General features: G+C 40.4%; 21 protein-coding genes. 3 read left to right on the top strand and 18 right to left on the bottom strand.

Annotated features, from left to right (window positions below):
- Positions 1-84: 84 nt before the first annotated feature.
- The 3 genes from recG to sdaAB are packed head-to-tail and all read right to left on the bottom strand — an operon-like array spanning position 85 to position 3,690.
- Entirely contained in the window at positions 85-2,121 is a 2,037-nt protein-coding gene (recG, locus tag FLK20_RS10060) for an ATP-dependent DNA helicase RecG (protein ID WP_152656427.1), read from the bottom strand.
- 17 nt (positions 2,122-2,138) lie between these two features.
- Positions 2,139-3,014, bottom strand: coding sequence for an L-serine ammonia-lyase, iron-sulfur-dependent, subunit alpha (gene sdaAA, locus FLK20_RS10065; RefSeq protein ID WP_152656428.1), 876 nt, complete (start codon positions 3,012-3,014; stop codon positions 2,139-2,141).
- A 13-nt stretch (positions 3,015-3,027) separates the two neighbouring features.
- Positions 3,028-3,690 carry an L-serine ammonia-lyase, iron-sulfur-dependent subunit beta gene (sdaAB, locus tag FLK20_RS10070; protein ID WP_152656429.1) on the bottom strand — a complete coding sequence of 221 codons (663 nt, stop codon included), beginning with the start codon at positions 3,688-3,690 and terminating at the stop codon, positions 3,028-3,030.
- A gap of 241 nt (positions 3,691-3,931) precedes the next feature.
- Between sdaAB and FLK20_RS10075 the strand changes: the two genes are divergently transcribed.
- A complete protein-coding gene (locus FLK20_RS10075) occupies positions 3,932-5,188 on the top strand; it encodes an NCS2 family permease (protein ID WP_152656430.1) in 1,257 nt (418 codons plus the stop codon).
- Positions 5,189-5,302: 114 nt separating this feature from the next.
- Here FLK20_RS10075 and FLK20_RS10080 read toward each other — a convergent pair whose 3' ends face one another.
- Entirely contained in the window at positions 5,303-6,961 is a 1,659-nt protein-coding gene (locus FLK20_RS10080; protein ID WP_152656431.1) for a DAK2 domain-containing protein, read from the bottom strand.
- Positions 6,962-6,980: 19 nt separating this feature from the next.
- Entirely contained in the window at positions 6,981-7,343 is a 363-nt protein-coding gene (locus FLK20_RS10085; RefSeq protein WP_152656432.1) for an Asp23/Gls24 family envelope stress response protein, read from the bottom strand.
- Positions 7,344-7,941: 598 nt separating this feature from the next.
- Between FLK20_RS10085 and rpmB the strand changes: the two genes are divergently transcribed.
- Complete coding sequence (rpmB, locus tag FLK20_RS10090) at positions 7,942-8,130, top strand: 50S ribosomal protein L28 (RefSeq protein WP_095308553.1); 189 nt, start codon at positions 7,942-7,944, stop codon at positions 8,128-8,130.
- A gap of 173 nt (positions 8,131-8,303) precedes the next feature.
- Here the strand turns inward: rpmB and spoVM are convergent, their stop codons facing one another.
- The 13 genes from spoVM to FLK20_RS10155 all read right to left on the bottom strand — a co-directional run bounded on the left by spoVM (position 8,304) and on the right by FLK20_RS10155 (position 23,638).
- The gene (gene spoVM / locus FLK20_RS10095) at positions 8,304-8,387 is read right to left on the bottom strand and encodes a stage V sporulation protein SpoVM (protein WP_042535106.1); all 84 of its coding nucleotides are present in this window, start codon (positions 8,385-8,387) and stop codon (positions 8,304-8,306) included.
- Between the two features lie 42 nt (positions 8,388-8,429).
- Positions 8,430-9,077 carry a thiamine diphosphokinase gene (locus FLK20_RS10100; RefSeq protein WP_152656433.1) on the bottom strand — a complete coding sequence of 216 codons (648 nt, stop codon included), beginning with the start codon at positions 9,075-9,077 and terminating at the stop codon, positions 8,430-8,432.
- Positions 9,077-9,730: a ribulose-phosphate 3-epimerase gene (rpe, locus tag FLK20_RS10105; protein WP_152656434.1), complete on the bottom strand. Its 654-nt coding sequence runs from the start codon at positions 9,728-9,730 to the stop codon at positions 9,077-9,079. The genes FLK20_RS10100 and rpe overlap by 1 nt, the downstream gene beginning before the upstream one ends.
- A gap of 2 nt (positions 9,731-9,732) precedes the next feature.
- On the bottom strand, positions 9,733-10,614 hold the full coding sequence (gene rsgA, locus FLK20_RS10110) for a ribosome small subunit-dependent GTPase A (protein WP_152656435.1): 882 nt from the start codon (positions 10,612-10,614) through the stop codon (positions 9,733-9,735).
- Complete coding sequence (gene pknB / locus FLK20_RS10115; protein WP_152656436.1) at positions 10,615-12,774, bottom strand: Stk1 family PASTA domain-containing Ser/Thr kinase; 2,160 nt, start codon at positions 12,772-12,774, stop codon at positions 10,615-10,617.
- A complete protein-coding gene (locus FLK20_RS10120) occupies positions 12,771-13,532 on the bottom strand; it encodes a Stp1/IreP family PP2C-type Ser/Thr phosphatase (protein ID WP_152656437.1) in 762 nt (253 codons plus the stop codon). The genes pknB and FLK20_RS10120 overlap by 4 nt, the downstream gene beginning before the upstream one ends.
- Before the next feature lie 212 nt (positions 13,533-13,744).
- A complete protein-coding gene (gene rsmB / locus FLK20_RS10125; protein ID WP_152656524.1) occupies positions 13,745-15,091 on the bottom strand; it encodes a 16S rRNA (cytosine(967)-C(5))-methyltransferase RsmB in 1,347 nt (448 codons plus the stop codon).
- Between the two features lie 7 nt (positions 15,092-15,098).
- Entirely contained in the window at positions 15,099-16,040 is a 942-nt protein-coding gene (gene fmt, locus FLK20_RS10130) for a methionyl-tRNA formyltransferase (RefSeq protein ID WP_194165596.1), read from the bottom strand.
- 73 nt (positions 16,041-16,113) lie between these two features.
- On the bottom strand, positions 16,114-18,522 hold the full coding sequence (priA, locus tag FLK20_RS10135; RefSeq protein WP_152656439.1) for a primosomal protein N': 2,409 nt from the start codon (positions 18,520-18,522) through the stop codon (positions 16,114-16,116).
- On the bottom strand, positions 18,519-19,727 hold the full coding sequence (gene coaBC / locus FLK20_RS10140; protein ID WP_152656440.1) for a bifunctional phosphopantothenoylcysteine decarboxylase/phosphopantothenate--cysteine ligase CoaBC: 1,209 nt from the start codon (positions 19,725-19,727) through the stop codon (positions 18,519-18,521). Before coaBC ends, priA begins: the two co-directional genes overlap by 4 nt.
- Before the next feature lie 399 nt (positions 19,728-20,126).
- Complete coding sequence (rpoZ, locus tag FLK20_RS10145; RefSeq protein WP_152656441.1) at positions 20,127-20,321, bottom strand: DNA-directed RNA polymerase subunit omega; 195 nt, start codon at positions 20,319-20,321, stop codon at positions 20,127-20,129.
- 157 nt (positions 20,322-20,478) lie between these two features.
- A complete protein-coding gene (gene remA, locus FLK20_RS10150; RefSeq protein ID WP_152656442.1) occupies positions 20,479-20,739 on the bottom strand; it encodes an extracellular matrix/biofilm regulator RemA in 261 nt (86 codons plus the stop codon).
- A gap of 244 nt (positions 20,740-20,983) precedes the next feature.
- Entirely contained in the window at positions 20,984-23,638 is a 2,655-nt protein-coding gene (locus FLK20_RS10155; RefSeq protein WP_152656443.1) for a calcium-translocating P-type ATPase, SERCA-type, read from the bottom strand.
- A 100-nt stretch (positions 23,639-23,738) separates the two neighbouring features.
- Between FLK20_RS10155 and FLK20_RS10160 the strand changes: the two genes are divergently transcribed.
- Complete coding sequence (locus FLK20_RS10160) at positions 23,739-25,442, top strand: Rqc2 family fibronectin-binding protein (RefSeq protein ID WP_152656444.1); 1,704 nt, start codon at positions 23,739-23,741, stop codon at positions 25,440-25,442.
- The last annotated feature ends 12 nt before the right edge of the window (positions 25,443-25,454 follow it).

Consider the following 25,454-nt stretch of genomic DNA (forward strand, 5'->3'; position numbering starts at 1 on the left):
TGACTTGGTACTAATAGTAATATATAATAGCAATCTTTTTTATGCAAGTAATCTATTGATTGAGATTTACATGTTATCTTTGGATTAATCCAATTTTTCCAAAAGACCTTCTTCTTCTGCTAATATTTCTTTCAAATACTTATAGTCCTCCGCCTGCAGTAAGTTATTCTCAACAATATGCTGTGCATCCTGCCGTGCAGTTTCCAGTGCTCTGTAATCATGTACCATGTCAGCTACTTTAAATTCCGGCATACCGCTTTGTTTTCTGCCAAAGAAATCTCCCGGTCCGCGTAATTGCAAATCTTGTTCAGACAGTTCAAACCCGTCGCTTGTTTCCGACATGATGCGCATACGTTCTTTGCCGACCTCTCCTTTAGGTTCTGCGATCAGGATACAATAGCTTTGCTTATCCCCTCTTCCTACCCGCCCCCGGAGCTGATGCAGCTGCGACAAACCGAAACGCTCTGCATCATAAATAACCATCACTGTAGCATTGGGAACATTTACCCCTACTTCAACAACTGTCGTCGAAACTAAGACTTTTACTTTATTATCAGCAAAATCACGCATTACTTCATCTTTTTCTGCTGAAGATAAGCGTCCATGCATTAAACCGATTTCCATTTCATTATCATAATAAGCTGTCAGCTGATGATACAGGTCAACTGCATTTTGAATATCTAATTTATCCGATTCCTCGATAAGTGGACTGATAATATATGCTTGCTCGCCCTGCTTGACTCGTTCTTGAATAAAATCAAGAATCCGCTCAAACATATTTTCCTTTACCCATAGCGTTTCTATCTCTTTTCTTCCAGAAGGAAGCTGATTAATAATGGACACATCCATATCACCGAATGCTGTAATGGCAAGGGTCCGGGGTATCGGTGTTGCTGTCATAAATAAGACATCCGGGTCCAGCCCTTTATCCCGCAATGTTCTGCGCTGCGCAACACCAAACCGGTGCTGTTCATCTACAATTGCTAAGCCCAAATCGTTAAATAAAACATCTTCCTGAATCAGGGCATGCGTGCCGATTACAATATCAATTTCTTTATTTTCAATTTGCTGTGTCAGCTCTTTGCGTTTCTTCCCTTTGACAGATCCAGTCAACAAAGCCACGTTAGCTCTTTCTTCCAGCATAAATTGAAAAGATTGAAAATGCTGCTCCGCTAAAATTTCAGTTGGAACCATTAATGCTCCCTGCTTGCCCGCAGTAACAGCAGCATATAGACAGATGGCTGCAACAGCTGTTTTTCCCGATCCGACATCGCCTTGCAGAAGCCGATTCATTCGATAGGCACTTTTCATATCCTTTAAAATCTCCATCAATGCTTTTTGCTGCGCCTCCGTTAAGGTAAACGGCAGGGAAGCAATAAAGCTCTCTACCTTATCCATCTGAAACACTTGAGCATTCCCTTTTGTCGATTCGCGATTTATTTTTCTAATCAATTGCATTTTCAATTGAAAAAGCAGAAATTCTTCATAAATAAATCGCCGGCGTGCATGCTTTAAAGCGACTCTGTTTTCTGGAAAATGCATTGTTTTTACTGCTGATTTCCGGGATGGCAGCTTATAATTTTCCAAATAAGAGGCAGGAAGAATTTCTGTTATATCTTCTTCGTGCTCATCAAAAACCTGCTTTAAAAGCTTCTGAAATTTATAAGAAGTCAGATCACCTTTTAACGAATACACAGGAGTAATTGAATCTGTTTCTTCCATTTTTCCGATTTTATATTTGCTGACTGTAATTTGCAGTCGGCGGGCATCCCATTTCCCTGTTAATGTGATATCCAGGTCTGGCTGAATCTGTTTTTTGGCAAATGCCCGATTAAACATGATCGCTTTTACAGCCACACCTTCCACTTCTATTGTAAAGCTTAGCCTTGACTTTCTTTTTCCGAAAAAAGTAAGAGAAGGATCGTAAATGACCTTCCCTTTAATCGTAACCTTTTCATCATGAACCAGCTCTTGCAATGGTTTTTCTTCATAAATATCATATCGATACGGGAAATATTCTAATATATCATTTGTTTCATAAATATGCATGACAGCAAGCTGCTCTGCCAGCTTTTCTCCTACGCCTTTCACTTCTAAGATTGATTCGTTCATTTCCAACATCCTTTTACAAGAGCTATTTAAACCGATACGCCAAAGATTTTTTCTTTTAAGAATCGTCCCGTCGGTGTATCAGCCAGACCGCCTTCTCCCGTTTCGCGCAAAGAAGGGGACATTTGCTTTCCGATTCGGTACATTGCACCAATTACTTCATCACATGGAATTCGGCTTTCCACTCCGGCTAATGCTAAATCAGCAGATATAATGGCGAGTGAGGAGCCTCCTGCATTTCTTTTCACACACGGGACTTCTACTAAGCCAGCTACCGGATCACAGACTAAGCCAAGCATATTTTTTAATGTCATTGCAAATGCATGTGCAGATTGTTCCGGTGTGCCTCCAGCCATTTCCACAATCGCCGCAGAAGCCATTGCCCCTGCCGACCCTACTTCTGCCTGGCATCCACCTGCTGCACCGGAAATAAACGCATTATTTGCTACTACAAAGCCGAAAGCTCCGGAGGTAAATAAATACCGTACCATTTCTTCTCTTGTCGGATGTAACTGTTCTTTCACCGCAAACAACGTGCCCGGCACGCAGCCGGCACTGCCCGCAGTCGGTGTTGCACAGATGATTCCCATGGCTGCATTTACTTCATTCGTTCCCATCGCTTTACTCACAGCATCCATCATCAAATTTCCGGATAATGGCGTCTTTTCCTTCATATATTTCTGTACTTTAACAGCATCTCCGCCAGTAAGTCCTGTTACTGATTGAACTCCTTTCAATGCATCTTCAATCGCTTTTTCCATCACAACGAGATTTTTTTCCATCTCTGAAAAAACTTCTTCTCTCGTTCTTTCTTTCACATCCATTTCCTGACGTATCATTACTTCTGAGATAGGGATGTTTTCTGCATTTGCCATTTCCACTAACTCCGCAACCGTTCTAAACATCACGATGCCCCCTTTAACTTACAATCTTTGCAATAGAGATAATATGATCAGCAGCCCCAAGCTCCTGTAATATCGGGTCTTCTACATTCTGGTCTACTTCAATAACCATCAGCGCCTCTTTACCGACATCCTTCCGATTTACTTCCATATGACCGATATTCAATTCATATTTTGCTAAAATTCTCGTTACCGATGCAATCGCTCCCGAACGGTCATTATGCATAATTAAAATAGCCGGATGATTTCCAGATAACCGGAGTTCAAATCCGTTTAATTCTGTAATTTCAACTTTCCCGCCGCCAATAGATATTCCCATCAGCTCCTGCCGCTCTTTGTCATCCCCGATAATCATACGGACTGTATTGGGGTGACTTACTGCAGCACTATCCTCAATAAATTCAATCTCCAGTCCCTTTTCTTTGGCCAGTTGTAATGATTTACTGATTTGCGGATCGTTGGTTTCCATTCCTAAAAGACCACCGACAAGCGCAAAGTCTGTTCCATGCCCGCGATAGGTTTTAGCAAACGATTCATAGAGATGAATTTTGGCCCAGGCCGGTTGTCTGCCAAACAAATTGCGTGCTGCTTTTCCAATACGGGCAGCTCCAGCTGTATGAGAGCTTGAAGGCCCTACCATAACCGGACCGATAATATCGAATACGGAATTATATTTCATAGAATAACACCGTCCTATCTTTGTTTAACCCTGCTTAATCATATTATAACAAAAATCCAGGATGCATTCACAATTTAATCCAATAAAGGCAATCATGCGTTCGATCCCTTCTCCAAAAAGCCGGTCCAATCCCTGAGTGAGATTGACTTTCTCAACTTTTTTGTCTTATAATATACAATTGTGAATAAAGATGTGGATCTTTATTGGGCGGGAGAGGGATAACAACATACTGAGGTTCTTTATGCAGCCAAAAAACGCATTCAGCAAAGACATTGTTGCTGGTATTATTGGTTACCTGACAACGGTATATATCGTTGTTGTAAATGGAACCATTCTAAGTGAAGCAGGAATTTCATTAGAAGCCGGAATGACAGCAACTATTTTAGCCAGTTTTGCCGGAACAATGCTGATGGGATTTTTCGGAAGGCTTCCCTTGATTCTGATCCCCGGCATGGGAATCAATGCACTATTTGCTTTTTCCATTATTGGAAACAACGGCTTTAGCTTCCACGAAGGATTAGCTGTTGTCTGTTTAGCAGGATTATTATTTATGCTTACTGCCTTCACAAAACTTAGCGCTATCCTAAAAGAAGCTATCCCAGATTCATTGAAACACGGAATAACAATCGGATTAGGATTTTTCTTAATTCTGATCGGTGTTGAGAATAGCGGTATTGTGACCAGCGGAGAACAAACAGTCATTACTATCGGCGATTTTACTTCTCCATCTGTTATTGCCGGGTTAATTACCTTATTTATCGCTATTTACCTCTTTGTAAAAGGTGTGCCGGCTAACTTTTTAATCACGATGATTATTGGTACTATCATTGCTATGGTATTAAAAGTTCCAACCGATGGAGCTTCATCGGTAAGCTTTCGTTTTGATGAGCTGCTGTTTATTCCTTCATTTACAGCAATCAGCAATATAAGCTTTTGGCTATCCGTATTTACGCTAACTTTAATTTTAATTTTTGAGAACATGGGCACACTGTCCAGTCAATTAGATATGCTTAAATCACCTGAATCCTATCAGAAGTCCTATCGGATTACTGCAACATCTTCGTTGCTTTCCGGCTTGTTTGGAACATCACCTACGATCTCAAGCGCTGAAAACGCAGCTGTAATAGCATCAGGAGGAAAAACTGGAAAAGCAGCGATTACTGCCGGGATATTATTTTTAGCCACTGTGATATTTATTCCGTGGATTTCCATTATTCCAGCGACAGCCATTAGTCCGATTCTTATAATTGTCGGCTTCTTAATGGCTCAAAATATGAAGCATTTACCATGGAATCAATTTTCTGAATGTATTCCGGCGTTATTGATTATTGTGATGATTCCATTCACATACAGTATCGGAGATGGAATGGCATTTGGTTTTATTGCCTATCCGATTGTAAAACTGGCTCTTGGACAGAGAAAAGAAATATCCAAACCATTACTGCTCATATCTACCTTGTTTTTTATCGAATTTGTATTAAAAATTATCGGTATATGAAAAAGCGCAAAGCCCGGCTTGATTTATATAATCAAACCGGGCTTTGTATGCAGTAAAATATAGAAAGGTTTCAAAGAACCATTTCATCCCTTACCTTCATTTTTTGTCCTGCTCTTATTCGACGGAGAAGATATAAGAATAAATTGGCTGTTCTCCCCGATGAACTTCTACTTCTATTTCATCGTATTTCTCTTCTACATAAGATTCCAGCGCTTCTACTTCTTCATCTGTTACATCTTCGCCTGAAAGAATCGTTACTATCTCACTATCATCAGAAATCATTTTATCAATAAGATCCTGGGCTGTTTGTTGTTTTTCCTTATGCGTTGTTACAATCTTCCCTTCATCTATCCCCATGAAATGTCCTTTTGCAATATCGATTCCATCAATTTGTGTATCTCTTACCGCGTACGTAATTTGTCCACTCCGTACCTGCTTCCCTGCTTCTTCCATAGCAGCTTTATTCTCATCTAAGGATGCTTCCGGATGGAAAGCCAGCATAGCACTAATTCCTTGAGGGATTGTTCTTGTCGGTACTACTCTAACATGGTCACCGGCTAATTCTGCTGCCTGTTCGGCAGCCATTTGAATATTTTTATTATTAGGAAGGATAATAATATTGTCTGCATTGGCTTTTTCAATGGCATCAGTAATGTCTTGTGTACTTGGGTTCATGGTCTGTCCACCTTCAACAACCACTGCAACACCAAGGTTTTCAAATAGTTCCTTTAGTCCATTCCCCATAGCTACAGTAACCATTCCGTAAGCTGATTTTTCATTTGGTGCTTCTTTTTTATCTCCAACAAGCGCTGTATGCTGCTCACGCATATTTTCGATTTTCAAGTTAATCAAGCTGCCATATTGCTGTGCTAAATTTAAGCATGTACCAGGAGATTCAGCATGTACATGAACCTTTACAATTTCTTCGTCAGCAACAACAAGCAAAGAGTCTCCCCATTCACTTAATTCATTCCGGAAAGTTATTTCATCGAAAGGATGCTCTTTTAACTTTTCGTCCTCCAATTTCACCATAAACTCGGTACAGTATCCGTATATAATGTCCTCTGTATTCATGAAATCCTGTGTTACTTTATGATGTTCTGCATTAACCATCTGTTCCATTTTATTATCTGTATCGGATTCTTCCGGCAGCTCCTCTCCTTTTAAAGCCGCTAAAAATCCTTCGTAAATAGTCACTAAGCCTTGTCCGCCAGAATCAACTACACCTACTTCTTTAAGAACAGGTAATAAATCAGGCGTACGCTTTAGCGATGCTTTTGCTTCTATTAATATTTCTTCCATAAACGCAATGATATCTAAATCATTACCTGCAATTTCCACTGCTTTATTTCCGGCATCTTTTGCAACCGTAAGAATGGTTCCTTCTACAGGCTTCATCACTGCCTTATAGGCTGCCTGGACAGCACCTTCAAAAGCCCCGGCAAAATCTTTTACATCCAGCGCCTCTTTTCCTTCACATGCTTTCGCAAAACCGCGGAAAATTTGTGATAAAATAACACCGGAATTTCCTCTGGCTCCCATTAATAATCCTTTTGCAAATGCATTTGTTACTTCATATACTTGATCTGTATCTAACTTCTTCACTTCATTTGCCCCTGAAGTAATTGTTAAATTCATATTGGTTCCAGTATCCCCGTCAGGAACAGGGAAAACATTTAACGCGTCAATTTTTTGCGCATTATTTGAAAGATGGTAAGCACCGGTCAGCACCATCTGTGATAATAACGCTGCATCAATTTTTTCAACGATCACATCTTCTCCTCCTTCTGCTTTATTCTTTTTCCACCCGGACACCTTGAATATATATATTTACCGAATCAATATCTAAACCTAAAGATTGACTAAGTGTATATTTCACCTGTGATTGTACATTATGTGCCACTTCAGAAATTTTTGTACCGTAGCTTACAATAATATACAAATCAATATGCAGCTTCCCGTCCTCTTGACGGACGACAATTCCTTTAGAATAATTTTCTTTTCCCAGTATCTCTGCAATATTATCTTTAATCTGGCTTTTAGAAGCCATTCCTACAATTCCATAGCACTCAACAGCTGTTCCTCCGGCTATTGTTGCTATAACATCAGTTGTTATCGTAACGAGTCCATCGTTTGTATGTAACTCTATTGACATAACTGCAGCTCCTTTTATTACAAAATATAATTCATTGAATCATGCCAGGCTTCTCTTTTAAGTTTTTACACCTTATAGCTTTCATCCATACATGCTTAAGATTATACTATACGCCCTGCTATTTTAAAAGCGGGCCTGTGCGAATTAGAAAACCTGACCTTCCAACAGCTTCCACTAATTTTATCTATATAAATCAAAAAAATAAATTACACTTTCTTGTTTATCTTAGTAAAAATGAGTAAATTATGCTTATATACTATAACTAGCGACATTTGGGGCGGAACGGGTAATCAAGCTCTTCGGCAGGGCGAGTAATCACAGTCCCAGTCCCGGAAGAAAAGCACGGAGACTCCCATGGGAAAGTGCATTGTTTTTCTGGAGTTGCAATCACTCACCCCATGAAACCAGTTGGATCGGTAGTTTGAAAGCTTTATTTCAATTTATTATAAGAAAAACTCCATTATTACAATGGATGATTTTCATTTATCTGTCAAGCAATTTTTCTTTAAAGAATAAAAAGATTCAATTGCAATATCGGGTGACTTATGATAAATTAAGTTAGTGGTATACTGATTTTGGAATGTAAGGAGGGAATGACATGGCTAGAAAATGTGTTGTAACTGGACGCCAAACACGTAGTGGTAACCTACGTTCTCACGCTATGAATTCCAACAAGCGTAATTGGAAAGCAAATGTACAAAAAGTACGTATCATGGTAGATGGAAAACCGAAGAAAGTATATGTATCTGCTCGTGCATTAAAATCAGGCAAAGTAGAACGTGTATAATATACGAAAATATGTGCATACGCCTTAAAAACACCATGATTACATGGTGTTTTTTTGTTGTAAATAAAGTGAAATTTTACGGGCTTTTTTCTAAAAAAAGAAAGGAAGCTTAACATTCAACATCTATCCTAAAAAACGAGCCTTTGCCATCTGTGACAAAAGCTCGTTCACTATTACTTTTCTTTTTTAAATACGCCAATAATCACTTTCACAAATCCGCCTACAAACTTAGGAAGCTTAATCGTATAGAATTTCATTTATAAAGGCCCTCCCTGTTTAACCATCCTATTTGCTCCTAGTTAAACTGCATCAAAACTCTTTACTAGTATTAGTATGCCTTTATGGAAAGAAAAAGTACCTTTTTTTTGACTAAGCTCATTAGATATGCATAAAGAAGTTCCCCAATGTATCGTTTCATTTTCTAAAGGGTATAAAAATCCTGTTAATGTTATGGGGCTAACTTCAGGCGTAAATGCTAAAAAGGAAATATAAGAATACCCTTCCGGCTCAACAGAATAGCTTCCTGGTGCAAACATTTCTACCTGATTGCTTTTATCAATAATTACAGCACGCTTTCCCTGCTTTAATAAAGGATAAAGCAATTGTATATTCATTAATGCATGGTCCAGCCTGCCTCCCGTTACACCAAAAAGGAAAAATTGCCTTGCTTTCTTCTCGATTCCCATATCCAAAGCAATCTCTAAATCTGTCTGATCCTTCATCACTGGATATGTAACAAAAAGCTTTGCATGCTTTTCGATCACAGCATACTCCCGTTCAGAGACAGAATCAAAATCTCCGAGTGCGATATCAATTGATATTCCTTGTTCTGCTAAATACAATGCCCCGCGGTCAGCACCAATCCAAAAATCAATTTTCCCCTGATAGTTTACAAGATTGGGTAATTGCTCTTTAGGGCCATTACCGACAATACCAACACAATTCATTATTTCTCTGCACTCTTGCGAATCAAATCGATTGCTTTTTTCCGATCACTTTGATTAAAAATAGCACTTCCGGCAACGAGTACATCTGCACCATTTGCAGTACAAACAGCTGCTGTTTCCTCGTTTACACCACCATCAATTTCTATTTCAAAGCTTAAGCCCATTTCATCCCGCCATGCTGCGATTTGAGCAATCTTAGGAACCACTTCTTTAATAAAAGACTGTCCTCCAAAGCCTGGATTTACTGTCATTAATAAAACAAGGTCCACCTCTGTTAAAACAGGCTTAATTGCTTCTGCCGGCGTTCCCGGATTAATCACAACACCCGGCTTTACGCCATGAGAACGAATTAATTGCAGTGTACGATGCAGATGTACACATGCTTCCTGATGCACAGTGATGATAGAAGCACTTTTAGCAAATTGCGGTATATATACATCCGGGTTTTCTATCATTAAATGCACATCGAGCGGCAAATTTGTAATTGGTTTAATCGCATCTCCTATTAAGGGACCAATGGTAATGTTTGGAACAAAATGTCCATCCATCACATCTACATGGACATAATCTGCTCCAGCTTTTTCCACTTCTTTAATTTCTTCTCCCAGCTTGGCAAAATCTGCCGATAAAATAGAAGGTGCTATCTTTGTCATCATCAATACCTCGGCTTTCTCATTTTGATTTCTTCTAAAAATCGTAAATAATGCTGATATCTGAATTCAGCTATCAATCCATTATTCACTGCTGTTTTCACAGCACATTTAGGCTCTTTATCATGTAAACAGCCCCGAAATTTGCAATCTGGCATGTGACGTCTGATTTCTGGAAAACAGACACCTAAATCCTCTGGCTCCAAATCTGAAAACTCTAACACACTGAATCCTGGCGTGTCAGCCACCAGACCTTCCCCAATCGGCAGGAGTTCGACATGTCTTGTGGTATGCTTGCCCCGCCCCAAGCTTTTTGAAATCTCTGCGGTTTCTAAAAAGAGATTAGGGTCAAGCATATTTAATAAAGACGATTTGCCGACCCCGGACTGACCTGCAAAAACAGAAACCTTATCTTTAAAATAAGGCATGACATCTGAATTTCTCTGGGGCTCTTCGGATGATAACAGCTTCACTTCATAGCCGATACTCTGATAGGCTGCTTGATATTCCTTCACTCTTTCTATCTCTTCCTGCGTTGCTAAATCCATCTTTGTGATAAAAATCAAAGGCTGAATATGCTTAGACTCGATCAGGACAAGGAATCGATCAAGCAAGAGCGGATGGAAGTCCGGAGAAGTAGCTGCATTAACGATACATACCTGGTCAATATTGGCAATAGGAGGCCGAATAAGCTCATTCGACCTGTCCTTTACTTTCATAATATAGCCTTCATCCTCATTTCGGACTTCAAATTCAACATAATCGCCAACTAAAGGGGTAATTTTTTTATTTCGAAATACACCTCTGCCTCTGCAAGCATAAACTCCTTCATTTGACTGTACATAGTAGAAGCCGCTTAATGCTTTAATAATTCTGCCTACTGCCATCTACTCTTCCTCTCCCTCATAGGATACAGTCCTTTCCGTAATGGTTACGTCATCTCTGGTGATACGATATTCCGCATCGGTATCTGCTGCAATCGTTAAGGTAAATGTCACTTCTGTATCTTCTGTTATTTCTATTTCCCGATATACATCTGAAATATCGTTATTGCTATCACCGATATAGATTCGTACGATTTGCTCTTCTGAGTCAGATGTATCTGTTTCCTCTTCGCTTTCTCCATCTGCTTCGTTTTCTCCGCTTCCTTCATCTCCATTATCTTCATTCGTTTCATCCGATTCACCATTTTGATTCTGTTCATTGTTTTCATCACTGGATGACGCTTCTTCGTTTTCTTCTCCCCCGTCTTCACTTGATTCTTGCTCATTACCAAGCGTATATGGAACCATATAAGAAACCGAGTGAGAACGCGGCGGCTCTTCCTCAGGTCCAAGGGAGAAATAAACATCGACGGTCGAGCCCTTTTCTATATCCGTTCCAGACTCAGGAGATTGTCTGATAACGAGACCTTCTTCAACATCATCTGAGTACTCTTCATGCTTATTCAAAACTAATTCATAACGATCTAAATAAGCTTGTACATCCTCTTCATTCATTCCTGTTAAGTTATTGAGGCTCACCGTCTCTGGTCCGGCACTGACTTCAAAAATAACCTTCGTGTCAGCTGGAACGACTGATGCGCCTGGATCTGGCTGCACCTGCGAAATAATCTCACCAACCGGCTGATCAGAATATCGTTCAAACGGTGTAATATCCTCAAAACCCTCTTGACTCAGCTGTTCTCTAACCTCTTCAAAATCTTCTCCTTCATAGTCATCAAACTCCACTTGTTCAGGTCCTTGACTGACAAACAAGGTGACCGTTGCCCCTTCTTTTACCGTTCTTCCTGCAGCCGGATCTGTTCTCTCCACATAGCCGGACTCAATTTCATCCGAGTTGACCTCTTCTATTTCCACCAGTAGATTTTGACTTTCCAGCATTTCTATCGCTTCATCAGCCGGCTGATTAGCAAAATCTTCTATCGTCACATCCTGGGGCTGCATCGCATATACAATGGCAGCTGCTCCAATACTGAGAAACAATAGTAATAGAATCGAAATCCAGATAATTTTCTTCTTTTTACTCGTAGGCTTCTTTTTTTCCTTTTTCTTTTCATTATTTTCCTCAGGATAGCTTTTCGTCGGCTCTGTATCAACCTGATGGACAATCGTCCGCCCTGTTTCTGTGTCGTCCGCAGACAGATTTTCATCCGTAATGATTGGAATGGCCTTTGTCTCGTCACCCTCTTCGTCCGGAATAGTAAAAGCAGCTTCATGTAATTTTTCCGGCGAAAGTGCTGCTTCAAGTGCTGCTTCAAACTGATAAACATCCTGATAGCGGTAAAACGGATTTTTGGCTGTTGCCTGCAAAACGATATTCTCTACACTCTGCGGAATATCCGGATTTATTTCCTTAACAGATGGTGTATCATTTTGCAAATGTTTTAAAGCAATGGATACAGGAGATTGTCCGGAAAACGGAAGCTTCCCTGTTAGCAATTCAAATAATACGATACCTAATGAATAAATATCTGATTTTTTAGTTGCCATGCCGCCGCGCGCCTGCTCTGGTGAAAGATAATGCACAGAACCTAAGATGGAATTTGTCTGGGTTAATGCTGTCGCACTAAGAGCCATGGCAATACCGAAGTCTGTCACTTTTGCTTGGCCAAAGCGGTCAATCAATATATTTTGAGGCTTAATATCACGATGAATAATATCATTTTCATGTGCAAGTGCAATGGCAGAAGCAATTTGTTTCATAATATCCAATGCAAGCGGAACCTCCACTGGTCCAAACTGCTGGATATACTCCTTTAAGGTCATTCCCTCCACATATTCCATGACCATATATAATATCTGGTCATCTTCACCAACGTCAAAGATATTAACAATATTCGGATGAGAGAGAGAGCTTGCAGATTGTGCTTCACGATCAAAACGGGCAATAAATTCCTGATCATGTACATAATCGGTTCGTAATGCTTTTACTGCTACATCACGATCAAGAATCGTATCTCTGGCAAGAAAGACATTTGCCATGCCGCCGCCGCCTATTTTTCTCTCAATTCGATAACGGTCATTTAATAAATGTCCAGTGTTCATGCTGGTTCACCTGCCTCCGAGCCTGAACCGTCATGTGTTATCAATATAAGCGAAATATTATCTTCTCCACCACGCTGATTCGCTAAATCAATAAGTTGCTGACCTATCTCATCCATCCCTTTATCTGCTGTAATAAATTGTGCTAATTCTGTTTGACTAAGCTTATCCGATAAACCGTCTGAGCATAGCAGCAAACGGTCTCCAGCCTCCCAAGTCAGCGTTTTTACATCCGTATCGACCTCTTGATCTGTCCCCAGGGCACGAATGATATAATTTTTATAAGGATGAACCTCTGCATCTCCCTCTGTAATCTCGCCTCTTTTTACAAGCTCATTGACAAAGGAATGATCCTCTGTCAGCTGTTCAAATTGGGTCCCCCTTGCAATATACAGGCGGCTGTCTCCAATATGAGCAATCGTAAGTAAGTTTCCGACCATCGCCGCAGCAACCAGTGTTGTTCCCATTCCTTCCAGCTGCTTGTTTTCTTGAGACTTCTGATAGATTTGTTCATTTGTCGCTTTGATTGTCTGCTGAAACCACTGTTCCATATCATCTGGATGTTCAACCCGTTCCGTTTCTTCCCATCTGTTTTTGATATTTTCAACAGCCAGCATACTTGCTACATCACCAGCCTGATGGCCACCCATGCCATCAGCAATAACTGCAATGGGCTGACTGCTTTTATTCTCAAAAACACCACCCGCATCTTCATTATGATTACGAACTTGTCCGCAATGCGTTAAGAAAAGCCCTTTCAAGAGCTACTCCCCCTTTACAGATCCAAATATATATCCTGTTTAATTCACTATTATTACTTTTCATCAAGGTTCAAAAGTTGAAAATCAAACTGCATGGTGCATTTCTCACCCTTTTGAACATATGCTTCTTTATAATTATGGCACAATCTTACACAGAATAAAACTGTCCGGCGTACAAGTTAAATTAAATTTTCACCCTTTTAAAGCATATTCTAGCTATTCCGTTTGATTCTTGTCAGGAAAAATCCGTCTGTTTGAAAATCTTGAGGGAATAGTTGTAAGCCTTCCGATGACCATCCCGGTGCTTTTATTAGCGGTTCGGAGAGTTCCTCTCTAAAGGAGAGATCGATACTGAATGCAGGGTTCTTTTCTAAAAACCTCTGCACCACTTGATTATTCTCTTCCTTATCGACTGTACAAGTGCTGTAAATAAGCAATCCAGCAGGCTTGAGAAGTTTTGATGCAGCCTGAATTATCTCCAGCTGAATAGATGCAAGACGTTCGATATCCTGAGCCTGCTTTGTATATTTAATTTCCGGCTTACCATTAATTACACCTAAGCCTGAGCAGGGGGCATCGATAAGAATCCTGTCAAAGCTTGCTTCTTCATACTTTTCATGAAGCTTTCTGGCATCTCCCTGAAAAGCAGATATCGAATGCAAATCTAATGTAGCTGCTTTTTCTTCTATTAATTTAACTTTTTTCTGATGCAAATCATAGGCATGAATTTCTCCTTGATCTGCTATTTTTTCAGCAATATGCGTCACTTTTCCGCCTGGAGCACTGCACGTATCCAGTACTTTCATACCCGGCTCCAGCTTTAAAGATTCTGCAGCAAGCATGGAGCTTTGGTCTTGTATAGTTACTAATCCATCCTGCAAAAGATTTGTTTTGAAGATATTTCCTTTTTCAATCAGGATGCCTTGGGATGAAAATTGCGATGCTGCTACAGTAAAGCCTTCATTCTCCAGCTGCTTCATAACAGATTCGCGATTTGTTTTCAGAGGCTGAATTCGGATCGACATTGGAAAATGCTTTAAATTTTCACGGCACATCGCTTGTGTGCATTCCATGCCATACATCTCTATCCATCTCTTTACAAGCCAAGTAGGGTGGCTTGTCTCTATCGAAATCCGTTCAACCGGGTCATCAATCAGAGCTAAGTCGGGAATACCCTTCCGTTGAATACTGCGTAATATCCCATTGACAAAGGAAGCTATCCCCTTATGTCCGCGAATTTTGGCAATTTCAACGGATTCATGGACAACAGCATGATCTGGAATTTTTTCTAAATAAACCATTTGATATACTGACATTCTTAAAAGCTGTTTCACCCATAAATCTAATTTCTTCTTATTTTTCATAAATGCTGCCAGATAATAGTCAATTGCTATTTGATTTTGCACCGTTCCGTAAACAACCTCGGTCAGTAATCTTTTATCCTTTTCTGTTAAATCTGTTTGCTTTAATTCATGATTTAATAGCAGATTGCTAAATCCTTTGTCTTTTTCAATTCGAATTAGAACATCGAGCATGGTTTGTCTCAATTGATATTTCATCATTATTTTATTCTCCTAGTATGACGCCAATTTGAATCCTGTCCTGTGAGGCCTGCAGATAATCTTTTACCTTCATGCGTGTTTTCCCGGCAGGCTGTATTTCTGTTATCTTCATACTCGTCCCGTCTCCGCATTGAACGGTAAATGATTCAGAGTCCCTGTTAATAATTTCGCCTGCTGTCCTTGCAGATGAGCTTTCCGATCCTTCTTCTCCCCACCAGATTTTCATGACTTTGCCCTGATAAGTAGTAAATGCAACAGGCCAGGGATGAAGTCCTCTGATTTGATTATAAATCTCCCGGGCAGGCTTATTCCAGTCAATCTTTTCTTGTTCACGTTTGATGTTCGATGCGAAGGTTGCAAATGCTTCGTCCTGCTTCACCGGTGTTATGTTACCAGCGAACAAATCAGGCAATGTGTCTATAAGTAAATCTGATCCGGCACCAGCCAGTTTATCATGCAATATGCCGACATGATCTGTATCCTCAATCTCCACCTCTACCTGGGTAAGAATATCTCCTGCATCTAATTTCTCAGCCATATACATGATGGTTACCCCTGTTGTCTTCTTCCCTTGCATAATGGAATAATGAATCGGTGCACCGCCGCGCAGTTCCGGGAGCAGAGATGCATGAACATTGATTGCTCCAAAAGGAGCTATATCAAGTACTTCTTTAGGCAGGAGTTGACCATAAGCTGCCGTTATGATCAGGTCAGGCTTTGCATTTATAAGCGCCTGATAATCATCTCTCAGTTTTTCCGGCTGAAATACTTCTATCCCATGCTTTAAAGCTTCCTCTTTTACCGGCGGAGGTGTAATAATTTTTTTTCTCCCTTTTGGCCTGTCAGGCTGTGTAACAACAAGAACAACTTCATATTTGTTTTCAATAATTTTTTGTAAAACAGGGACAGCAAAATCTGGTGTCCCCATAAAAACGATTCGTTTCAAATGGATTCCCCTCATTTCTTTCTGTATTCAAAAGGTTTGATATGCGATTTTTATTAGACTTTTTGAACACCCTTTACATCATATAGTACGGCTGCATATCGATAGACAGCTGTAACATCTGCTTTCGTATTTCTTCGGCATATACGGATCGAATATGCTCTAAATAGCTTATTAAGTCCGGCTCATGCTTGTATTTTACCATGCACTGGTATCGATATCTATCTTTTATCCGTGCAATGGTTGAAGGGGTTGGACCTAAAACGGTTGTCCCGGGAGACACAACCTCGCTAAGCTGTTTCACAATCTCGCCGGTAACCTGAACAGCCCGGACATGATTTTCATGCGACACAGTAATTAACACAAGGAATACAAACGGCGGATATTGGAATGCTTTTCGAACAGCCATTTCATGCTGATAAAAATCGAGAAAATTATGCCCGGCAGCATATGTCACGCTATAATGCTCCGGTGTATAGGTTTGGACGATTACATTACCGGCAAGTTCATGTCTGCCCGCTCTTCCGCTTACCTGTGTCAATAATTGAAAAGTACGTTCCGACGCACGAAAATCAGGAAGATGCAACATCGAATCTGCAGACAAAACACCAACCAAAGTCACATCCTTAAAATCCAGACCTTTGGCAATCATTTGCGTCCCTAATAAAATATCAGCCTGTTTCTCTGAAAATTGTTTTAATAATTTTTCATGTGATCCCTTTCTCCTCGTCGTATCTACATCCATCCGAATCACACGAGCTTCCGGGAGAAGCTTTGCTAACGATTCCTCCACCCGCTGCGTCCCTGTTCCGAAATATCGAATCAAGTCACTTTCACAGGACGGACACTTTTCAGGAACTGCCTGCTCATAGGAACAATAGTGGCATTTAAGCCGATGCGTGTTCTTATGGTAGGTTAAAGCAATATCACAATGCGGACATTCGGCTACATGCCCGCAATCCCGGCACATTACAAATGTGGAGTAGCCTCTGCGGTTTAAAAGCAGAACAATCTGCTCTCCCCGCTCTATACAAGCTTTCATATTCTCCATCAGCACCGTGGAAAACATAGTCCGGTTACCAGTATGCAGTTCTTTTCGCATATCAACAATCTCGACACTCGGCATTTGCTGCTGATTGGTACGGCTGGCAAGCGTTAACAGCTGATAAACACCTTTTTTAGCCCTGGCAAAGCTTTCTAGCGAAGGTGTTGCACTGCCAAGCACGACCGGACAATGATGATTACCCGCCCGTTCTATTGCAACATCCCTGGCATGATACCTGGGCTGATCCTCTTGCTTATAAGTTGTTTCATGCTCCTCATCAATAATAATGATACCAATATTTGAAAAAGGAGCGAATATCGCAGAACGTGCACCAACAACCAACTGCACCTGTTTTTGCTGAATCTTTCTCCATTCATCATATTTTTCTCCAGCGGAAAGCCCGCTATGCATCACTGCAACATTTGACCCAAACCTTCCTTTAAAGCGACGGACCATTTGCGGAGTTAACGAAATTTCCGGAACGAGGACAATAGCCTCCTGGCCTTTTGAGATAACATGCTGAATGGATTGCAAATAAACCTCCGTTTTACCACTGCCTGTTACACCATGCAGCAGAAATACATTGTCCTTTTTTTCGTCTATTGAAGCAACAATAGCTTCCATAGCATTCGCTTGTTCTCCTGTAAGCTCAAATGCTTCTGTTTGTTCTATCCGTTGATTTTTATATGGGTCACGGAGCACTTCCTGCTGAAATGTCTTCACAAGCCCTTTGGATACTAATGCTTTAACCGTCTGTGCAGAGGTGTCTAACATCTGAATTAATTTTGTCTGTTCGACAGGCTCTGGATATTCAAGAAAATACTGAATAAGCTCTTTTTGTTTTTTTGCCCGTTTAGACAGATCCTCTAAAGCTTCCATAGCCCGCATTTCAGAAACATCCAACTGCACCATTGTCCGCTGTTTTTTTGTAATTCTCGACTTCACATGATAATAGATAACGATATTTCCTACTTCTATTTGTTTTTGCAGGTGATAATAGCTGATAGAGGATGCCGTAAATTCTTCAAAGGCTATTGACTCTCTTCCTGCAAACAAATCTTCTAATTCAGGACTGAGAAATGCATCTGTCTCCCGAACTAAATCTTTTGTATAATGTGATTTTAATACTTGAGGAAGCATTGTCTGAAATACAGTAATATATAAGCTGAGTGTTTTTTTTGCTACCGATTTCCCAAGCTGAAGCAGCTCCTCTGTTAATACAGGTGTTATATCTAAAACCTCATGCAGCTCCTTTAATTTTGTTAAGCTGCTCTCACTCTTCAACTGTACAACAAAACCCATAATTTTCCGAGGCCCGAATGGTACAGTGACCCGCATACCCGGGGTAATTATTTCATGATATCTCTCTGGAACGAGATAGTCGTATGTTTGATTCGTTGCACTCGTTGGAACATCTACTATGACACTGGCAATGTTCAAATCGAATCATCCTTCATATCTTGTAAAATACAGTCCAGCAGCTGTACTGCTATCTGCTTTTTGGTTGCCTGCTGCAAATCGGTGACAGCTTCCGATTTATTGATATAGGAAACAATATTTGTATCTCCTTCAAATCCCGCACCCTCACGGCTGACATCATTCACAACAATAGCATCTAAATTTTTCTTTTTCAGTTTTCCTAGTCCATATTCGATAGGGGTATCCGTTTCTGCTGCAAACCCGACTAAAAATTGATGCTCTTTTCTTTCTCCCAGCTTTTTCAAAATATCCTCGGTCCGTTCTAAGATAATTACATCATCGTCCTCTTTTTTCTTCATCTTGGATGCATACACTTCTTTAGGACGGTAATCTGCTACTGCAGCCGCTTTAATTACAATATCCTGATCCGGAAACTGCTCATTCATAGCATCGTACATTTCTGCGGCAGAAACAACATCAATTCGTTTAATCGATGGATGCTGTGACGATATGGACACTGGCCCGGCAACTAATGTAACAGCTGCTCCCCGTTCCGCAGCTGCTTCAGCTAAAGCAAAACCCATCTTTCCTGAAGAACGGTTGGTAAAGAAACGTACCGGATCAATCATTTCCTTGGTCGGACCTGCAGAGATAAGCACTTTTTTCCCTTGCATATCGAGCGTTCTCAGCTGATGGCGTTCGATTGCAGTGATTATTTCCTGCGGCTCCTCCAGACGGCCTTTTCCAACATAGCCGCAAGCTAAATAACCGTCACCCGGCTCAATAAAATGGTATCCCCATTTTTCAAGCTGCTTCATATTTTGAATCACAGCCGGATGCTCGTACATATGCACATTCATTGCCGGTGCAATATATACTTCTGCCTGTGTCGCCAGCATCGTTGTAGAAAGCATATCATCCGCTTGTCCGTGAGCCAGTTTTGCAATAATGTTTGCTGTCGCCGGCGCAATAATTGCAATATCTGCCCAATCGGCCAAATCTATATGTGCTATTTTCTTTGGATTTTTTTCGTCAAAGGTATCTGTATACACTGGATTCCTCGTCAAGGCCTGGAAGGTTAACGGCGTAACAAACTCGGTCGCACTCTCTGTCATAATAACCTTTACTTCCGCACCAAGCTGCGTCAATTTACTTGCCAGAGCACTTACTTTATAAACAGCAATGCCACCGGAAACACCTAAAAGTACTTTTTTCTGACTAAGCATGGAAAACTTCCTCTCTATCATTTATTTTGCATGTATTTGAATTTTAAAGAAAACTTGGTAAGCCAAGCCTAAAAGGCGCAGGATTGCCAAGTTGCGCTTATACTTGGCACCTAAAGATTTTTACTGCGTCGAAATCCCTCTGTAGGGCTGCGGTTACTAGCCCCATCAAAAATCGTTGCTAACATTTTATATTTTTCTAACGTGTAAAAGCATGTTTCAACTTATTTTTTATCTTCTCTATAGTTATAACATATAATAAGCTTCCTCTGCCGAATAAAGGCTTACGTTAAGTGGTTGAATTTATCCGTATGGCAATAGAAAAACCTTTGCATGGCGAATAATTCTTGAATGAAGAATTACTCGCCGTGCAAAGGTCTTTTTAGTGCTATATGTTATATATTATTTTTTAATATACAGCTTTCCAGCCTCAATCTCTTCTAGTGCTTTTCCAACATATTTATGTGATTTTGAATGCTCTACTAAAACAGCGTCTGTTTCACTCAGCTCCCTGGCTCTTCTGGCTGATAAAGTAACCAGGCTGTATTTTGATTTGATTTTTGTTTGCAGTGAATCAATAGAAGGTTCTAACATCATAATAAATCATCCTCCAAAATTTGTTTATATTGTTTGCGATTATATCTTTAGAAAAACACGCATTCCATCGTTGCGCTTATGCTATATTCCTTAGCGTTTTCATACTTTCTAAAAGTACAAAAAACATCAAACCCTTTCCTCCAGATTCCCGGCTACGTTATTCATCTGTAATTTCATCATTTGTTACAACCCGTTGTCCTACTGTTTCAGGTTGCACCGCAGATAATACAACATGGTCGCTATCTGTTATGATAACAGCTCTGGTACGTCTTCCATACGTTGCATCCACCAATTTATTATTTTCCCTGGCCACAGTAATAATTCTTTTTACAGGTGCTGATTCCGGAGATACGATAGAAATAATGCGGTTTGCGGAAACAACATTTCCAAAGCCAATGTTTATTAAACTTAAATTCAATTTTTTTCCCCCTGCCATTTCTTTTCTATCTATAATAGTACCATTATACTGTATCTTTAATGAATTTTATACTATAAACTTTTTTGTTACAAGGGCTAAACTAATAAATAGGAAAATAGAGTGATGTTTGCAGGTTGAATATGGCATGTTTTTCTGCTTTGTAAAATTCAGTTATTATAGAATTAAAACAGCTACCCCAACCTGCTTAAAAATGATGCTGGATGGAATAGCTGCTTCGTATCCTTTATTTTTTAGTAAATCCAAATAACACGGTCGGCAATGCTCCTAACCCAATGATAAGGAACCAGTCAACTATAGACAGAGTTACTGTATGAAAGATCGGCTGGAGCGGCGGGAAGTAAATAACAACTAAAAGCAGCAGCATCGATGACAGCACAGCTAAAATAAGATAACGGTTTTCAAACAGGTTTCTGGCAAAAATTGATTTTTCACTGCGGCAGTCAAACACATGAATTAATTGTGCCACAACAAGTGTGGAGAAAGCGATTGTCTGGGCATAAACAAGATTACTTGGATCATTTTGGTAAGCGACAATGAAGGCAATTAAAGTTACCACGCCAATTAATATGCCTCTGCTGATAATTTTATAGCCAAGTCCCCGGGAAAAGATTCCTTCCCGCGGATTTCGCGGACCTCTTTTCATGACATCTCCCTCTGCCTGATCGACCCCTAATGCCATTGCCGGCAATCCGTCTGTCACTAAGTTTACCCAAAGGATCTGTACAGGTACAAGCGGCAGTGGCAGTCCAAGCAGCATGGCAAATAGCATCACTAAAATCTCTCCTACATTGGAAGCCAGCAGATAGCGGATAAACTTACGAATATTTTCATAAATGTTTCTGCCTTCTTGAATAGCAGACTTGATCGTTGCAAAATTATCATCCATTAAAACAAGCGATGACGCTTCTTTCGTTACATCCGTTCCACTTATCCCCATTGCAATGCCTATATCGCTTGCTTTCATCGCCGGAGCATCATTCACCCCATCTCCTGTCATAGCAACAATATGCCCTTTTTCCTGAAAGGCATTAACAATCCGCAGTTTATGTTCTGGTGTTACACGTGCAAAAACATACGTATCTTCAATTGTATCCACTAATTCAGTATCTGACATTTGGGTTAATTCTTTTCCTTCCAGCACCTTCCCGTTTTCTGGAAGAATCTCTAAATGATTGGCAATTGCCTTTGCTGTATGGGCATGATCGCCAGTTATCATCACCGTTTTAATTCCGGCCTCTTTACACTCACGAACAGCTGCTTTAACTTCTTTTCTCGGAGGGTCCATGAGCCCGTACAGGCCAATTAATGTTAAATCTTCCTCCAATAATGCACCATCTAATGACTCTGAAGAAGATAATACCCGAAAACCGATGGCAATGGTTCGCAGTGCTTTTTCAGCCATAGCTACTACTGCTTGTTCTGTCTTTTTGCTTTGTTCCTTTGTTAAAACTGTTTTTCCATCCGCTGTTTGGATATAGGACGATTTCGGAAGCAAAATATCAGGTGCACCCTTCGTAATTAATAAACGCATGCCATTCTCATCTTCGATCACAATACTCATGCGCTTCCGATTAGAATCAAAGGGAATTTCTTTTACAATCCGAAAAGGCTTTTTATCATTTTCATGGAATCCAAACTTATATGCTGCAACGAGCAGGGCGCCATCTGTCGGATCACCATCCACCACATGCTTTCCTTTTCTGGTAGAGATGGAGGCATGGTTACAGAGCATTCCATAGAGCAGCATCGACTTTAAATTGGAATGGGAATCGTCTACCTTTTTTTGATGATATAGAAAATCGCCCTGCGTCTGATAGCCGTCTCCGGTAACATACAAATTTTCCCCATTTATATAGACTTCCTTTACCGTCATTTGATTTTCCGTCATAGTGCCTGTCTTATCCGAACAAATGACAGAAGCACAGCCTAACGTCTCAACCGCTGAAAGCTTCCTGACAATGGCTTTCTTTTTTATCATCCGCTGAACACCAAGAGATAAAGCAACGGTAACAATTGCCGGCAGACCTTCAGGGATAGCAGCCACTGCCAGAGACACCCCTGCTAAAAACATTTCATACATCGGATGCCCTTGAAAAATACCCGCTCCGACAACTAGAATCGTCAGGAATAAAGCAACAACAATCAGTATTTTACCTAACTCGGCTAATTTCATTTCCAGCGGTGTAATCGTCTTTTTGGTATTATCCAGTAAGGTAGCAATCTGACCCATCACCGTTTTCATTCCTGTACCGACAACAATTCCCTCACCCGAACCGCGTGTGACCAGAGTGCCCATAAAGGCCATATTAACTTGATCCTGCGCTTCTAATCCATCCATTCTAATTTCTTTTGTGTGTTTTGCAACAGGAAGGGATTCTCCTGTTAAAGCGGATTCCTCTGTTTCCAGGCTGGTTGTCTGGATGACCCTTACATCTGCTGGAATCCTGTCTCCGCTAGTGAATCTGACAACATCTCCTACCACAATTTCCTTCGATGGGATCTTTACCCATTGCCCGTCCCGTTTGACACTGGCTATCGGTGCAGATAATTCTTTCAGTTTTTCTAATGAATTTTCTGCTTTCTGCTCCTGGAAATAACCAATAATCCCATTAATTAATACAATCACCATAATCGCGATGGCATCAATATACTCCCCTAATAATCCGGCAATCAAGGTAGCGGCTAATAAAACTAATACCATAAAATCCTGAAATTGTTTTAAGAATAAAATCCATTTAGGTATTTTTTTCTTCGCTGCTAAAACATTTTCACCATATTGCTGACGTCGCTTTGCAACCTGCTTCTCCCCTAACCCGACATTCGATTTTACTTGTAATGTCTCTTCTAATTTTTGTTTGTTAAGCTGATACCATTTCATTATACATTCCTCCGGCAGACATGAATTGTACAAGCACTTAATCCATTTCTATGCCCGAACATGTAAAAAGATGCTATAATTGCCGATGAGGTGATCACATATGCCATTCGACGGTATTGTAACAAGAGCGGTTACAGAAGAATTAAGAGCAAAATTAGCAACAGGAAAAATCAATAAAATCTATCAGCCATCGGAAACGGAAATTGTGATGACAGTCCGCAGCAGGTCCGTTAACCACAGTCTGCTTTTTTCTGTTCATCCTACCTATGCCCGTTTCCATATCACCAACGATTCCTATACCAATCCTAAAGAGCCTCCGATGTTTTGTATGGTGCTAAGAAAGCATCTGAGCGGAAGTGTGATTGAGCGGATCGAGCAAAAAGGAATGGAACGGATCGTGACCTTTACCATCCGGACCCGTAATGAAATAGGCGATATCAGCTATAAACAATTGATTATCGAGCTGATGGGCAAGCATAGTAATCTAGTTTTAGTGGATCAGGAAAAAGGACAGATTATTGACAGCTTAAAGCATGTATCTTTATCCCAAAACCGGCACCGGATGATTTTGCCCGGACAGAGTTATCAATTACCGCCTGATCAGCATAAATTTTCTATCTTAGATATAGACAGTGCAGCGATTGTGAAGAAATTAGATTTTAACGCTGGCAAAATGGACAGACAGTTGCTTGAGCTATTAGAAGGCTTTTCTCCATTTGTTACAAAAAAAATGATTGCCCGTGTTCAACTCGGCTCCAATCAGGATTATGAGAATATGCTTTCAGATGTTAGAAAACAGGTGGAGGAAAATGATTATCAGCCTGCTATCTACCAAGAACCGAAAGAGGATTTTCATGTGCTCGCTTTCTCTGATGAAAGGACAGCTACCGTATTTGAGGAAGTCAACCTGATGCTCGATGCATTTTACTCTGGAAAAGCAGAACGGGATCGTGTCAAGCAGCAGGCAAAAGATCTCTATCGTTTTATTAAAAATGAACAGGATAAAAATGTCCGGAAGCTGAAAAAACATCGGCAGACGGTGGAAAAATCAGAACAGGCAGACTATTATCAAAAAATGGGCGAGCTTTTAACAGCGCATATGCATTTAGTCAAGCCGAATCAAAAAGAAATCTCTGTCGTAGACTATTATGATCCGGAGCAGCAGGAAATAACGATTCCGCTAAATCCAAATAAATCACCAAGTGCCAATGCGCAGAATTATTTTAAAACCTATCAAAAGCTGAAGAATTCACGTAAAATCATGGAATCTGAAATCAAACGAACCAATGAAGAGATTGCTTATTTTGACCAACTGCTGCAGCAGCTTGATGTAGCCAATACCGATGATATTGAAGAAATTCGTGAGGAACTGAGGGAGGAAGGTTATTTGCGAAAGCAGCGTGCTTCGAAAAAGACGAAAAAACTGCAGAAGCCTGTACCGGAAACCTATCAGTCTTCTGACGGGACAACAATTTTAGTCGGAAAAAATAACAAGCAGAATGAATATGCAACGATGCGGCTGGCCCATCGCGATGATGTATGGCTGCATACGAAGGATATTCCCGGCTCGCATGTTATTATCCGGGACAAAAATCCAAGTGAGAAAACATTAGAGGAGGCTGCTGTCTTAGCTGCTTACTTTAGTAAATCACAGCAATCTTCTTCTGTTCCGGTAGATTATACGTTGATTCGTCATGTTAAAAAGCCCAATGGTTCAAAGCCGGGATACGTGACATATGATAATCAAAAAACATTGTTTGTAACGCCGAAAAAAGAAATTGTGGATCAACTACGAGTGAAGTAAAATCGGTGTATC

The sequence above is a fragment of the Oceanobacillus sp. CFH 90083 genome, from assembly GCF_009389585.1.
In the GTDB taxonomy this organism is placed as follows: domain Bacteria; phylum Bacillota; class Bacilli; order Bacillales; family Amphibacillaceae; genus Oceanobacillus.

Bases quoted from the DNA above. Each gene is read 5' to 3' on its own strand.
- recG (WP_152656427.1), bottom strand. From the start codon at position 2,121: ATGTTGGAAATGAACGAATCAATCTTAGAAGTGAAAGGCGTAGGAGAA.
- sdaAA (WP_152656428.1), bottom strand. From the start codon at position 3,014: ATGTTTAGAACGGTTGCGGAGTTAGTGGAAATGGCAAATGCAGAAAAC.
- sdaAB (WP_152656429.1), bottom strand. From the start codon at position 3,690: ATGAAATATAATTCCGTATTCGATATTATCGGTCCGGTTATGGTAGGG.
- FLK20_RS10075 (WP_152656430.1), top strand. From the start codon at position 3,932: ATGCAGCCAAAAAACGCATTCAGCAAAGACATTGTTGCTGGTATTATT.
- FLK20_RS10085 (WP_152656432.1), bottom strand. From the start codon at position 7,343: ATGTCAATAGAGTTACATACAAACGATGGACTCGTTACGATAACAACT.
- rpmB (WP_095308553.1), top strand. From the start codon at position 7,942: ATGGCTAGAAAATGTGTTGTAACTGGACGCCAAACACGTAGTGGTAAC.
- spoVM (WP_042535106.1), bottom strand. From the start codon at position 8,387: ATGAAATTCTATACGATTAAGCTTCCTAAGTTTGTAGGCGGATTTGTG.
- FLK20_RS10100 (WP_152656433.1), bottom strand. From the start codon at position 9,077: ATGAATTGTGTTGGTATTGTCGGTAATGGCCCTAAAGAGCAATTACCC.
- rpe (WP_152656434.1), bottom strand. From the start codon at position 9,730: ATGACAAAGATAGCACCTTCTATTTTATCGGCAGATTTTGCCAAGCTG.
- rsgA (WP_152656435.1), bottom strand. From the start codon at position 10,614: ATGGCAGTAGGCAGAATTATTAAAGCATTAAGCGGCTTCTACTATGTA.
- pknB (WP_152656436.1), bottom strand. From the start codon at position 12,774: ATGAACACTGGACATTTATTAAATGACCGTTATCGAATTGAGAGAAAA.
- rsmB (WP_152656524.1), bottom strand. From the start codon at position 15,091: ATGAAATATCAATTGAGACAAACCATGCTCGATGTTCTAATTCGAATT.
- coaBC (WP_152656440.1), bottom strand. From the start codon at position 19,727: ATGCTTAGTCAGAAAAAAGTACTTTTAGGTGTTTCCGGTGGCATTGCT.
- rpoZ (WP_152656441.1), bottom strand. From the start codon at position 20,321: ATGATGTTAGAACCTTCTATTGATTCACTGCAAACAAAAATCAAATCA.
- FLK20_RS10155 (WP_152656443.1), bottom strand. From the start codon at position 23,638: ATGAAATGGTATCAGCTTAACAAACAAAAATTAGAAGAGACATTACAA.
- FLK20_RS10160 (WP_152656444.1), top strand. From the start codon at position 23,739: ATGCCATTCGACGGTATTGTAACAAGAGCGGTTACAGAAGAATTAAGA.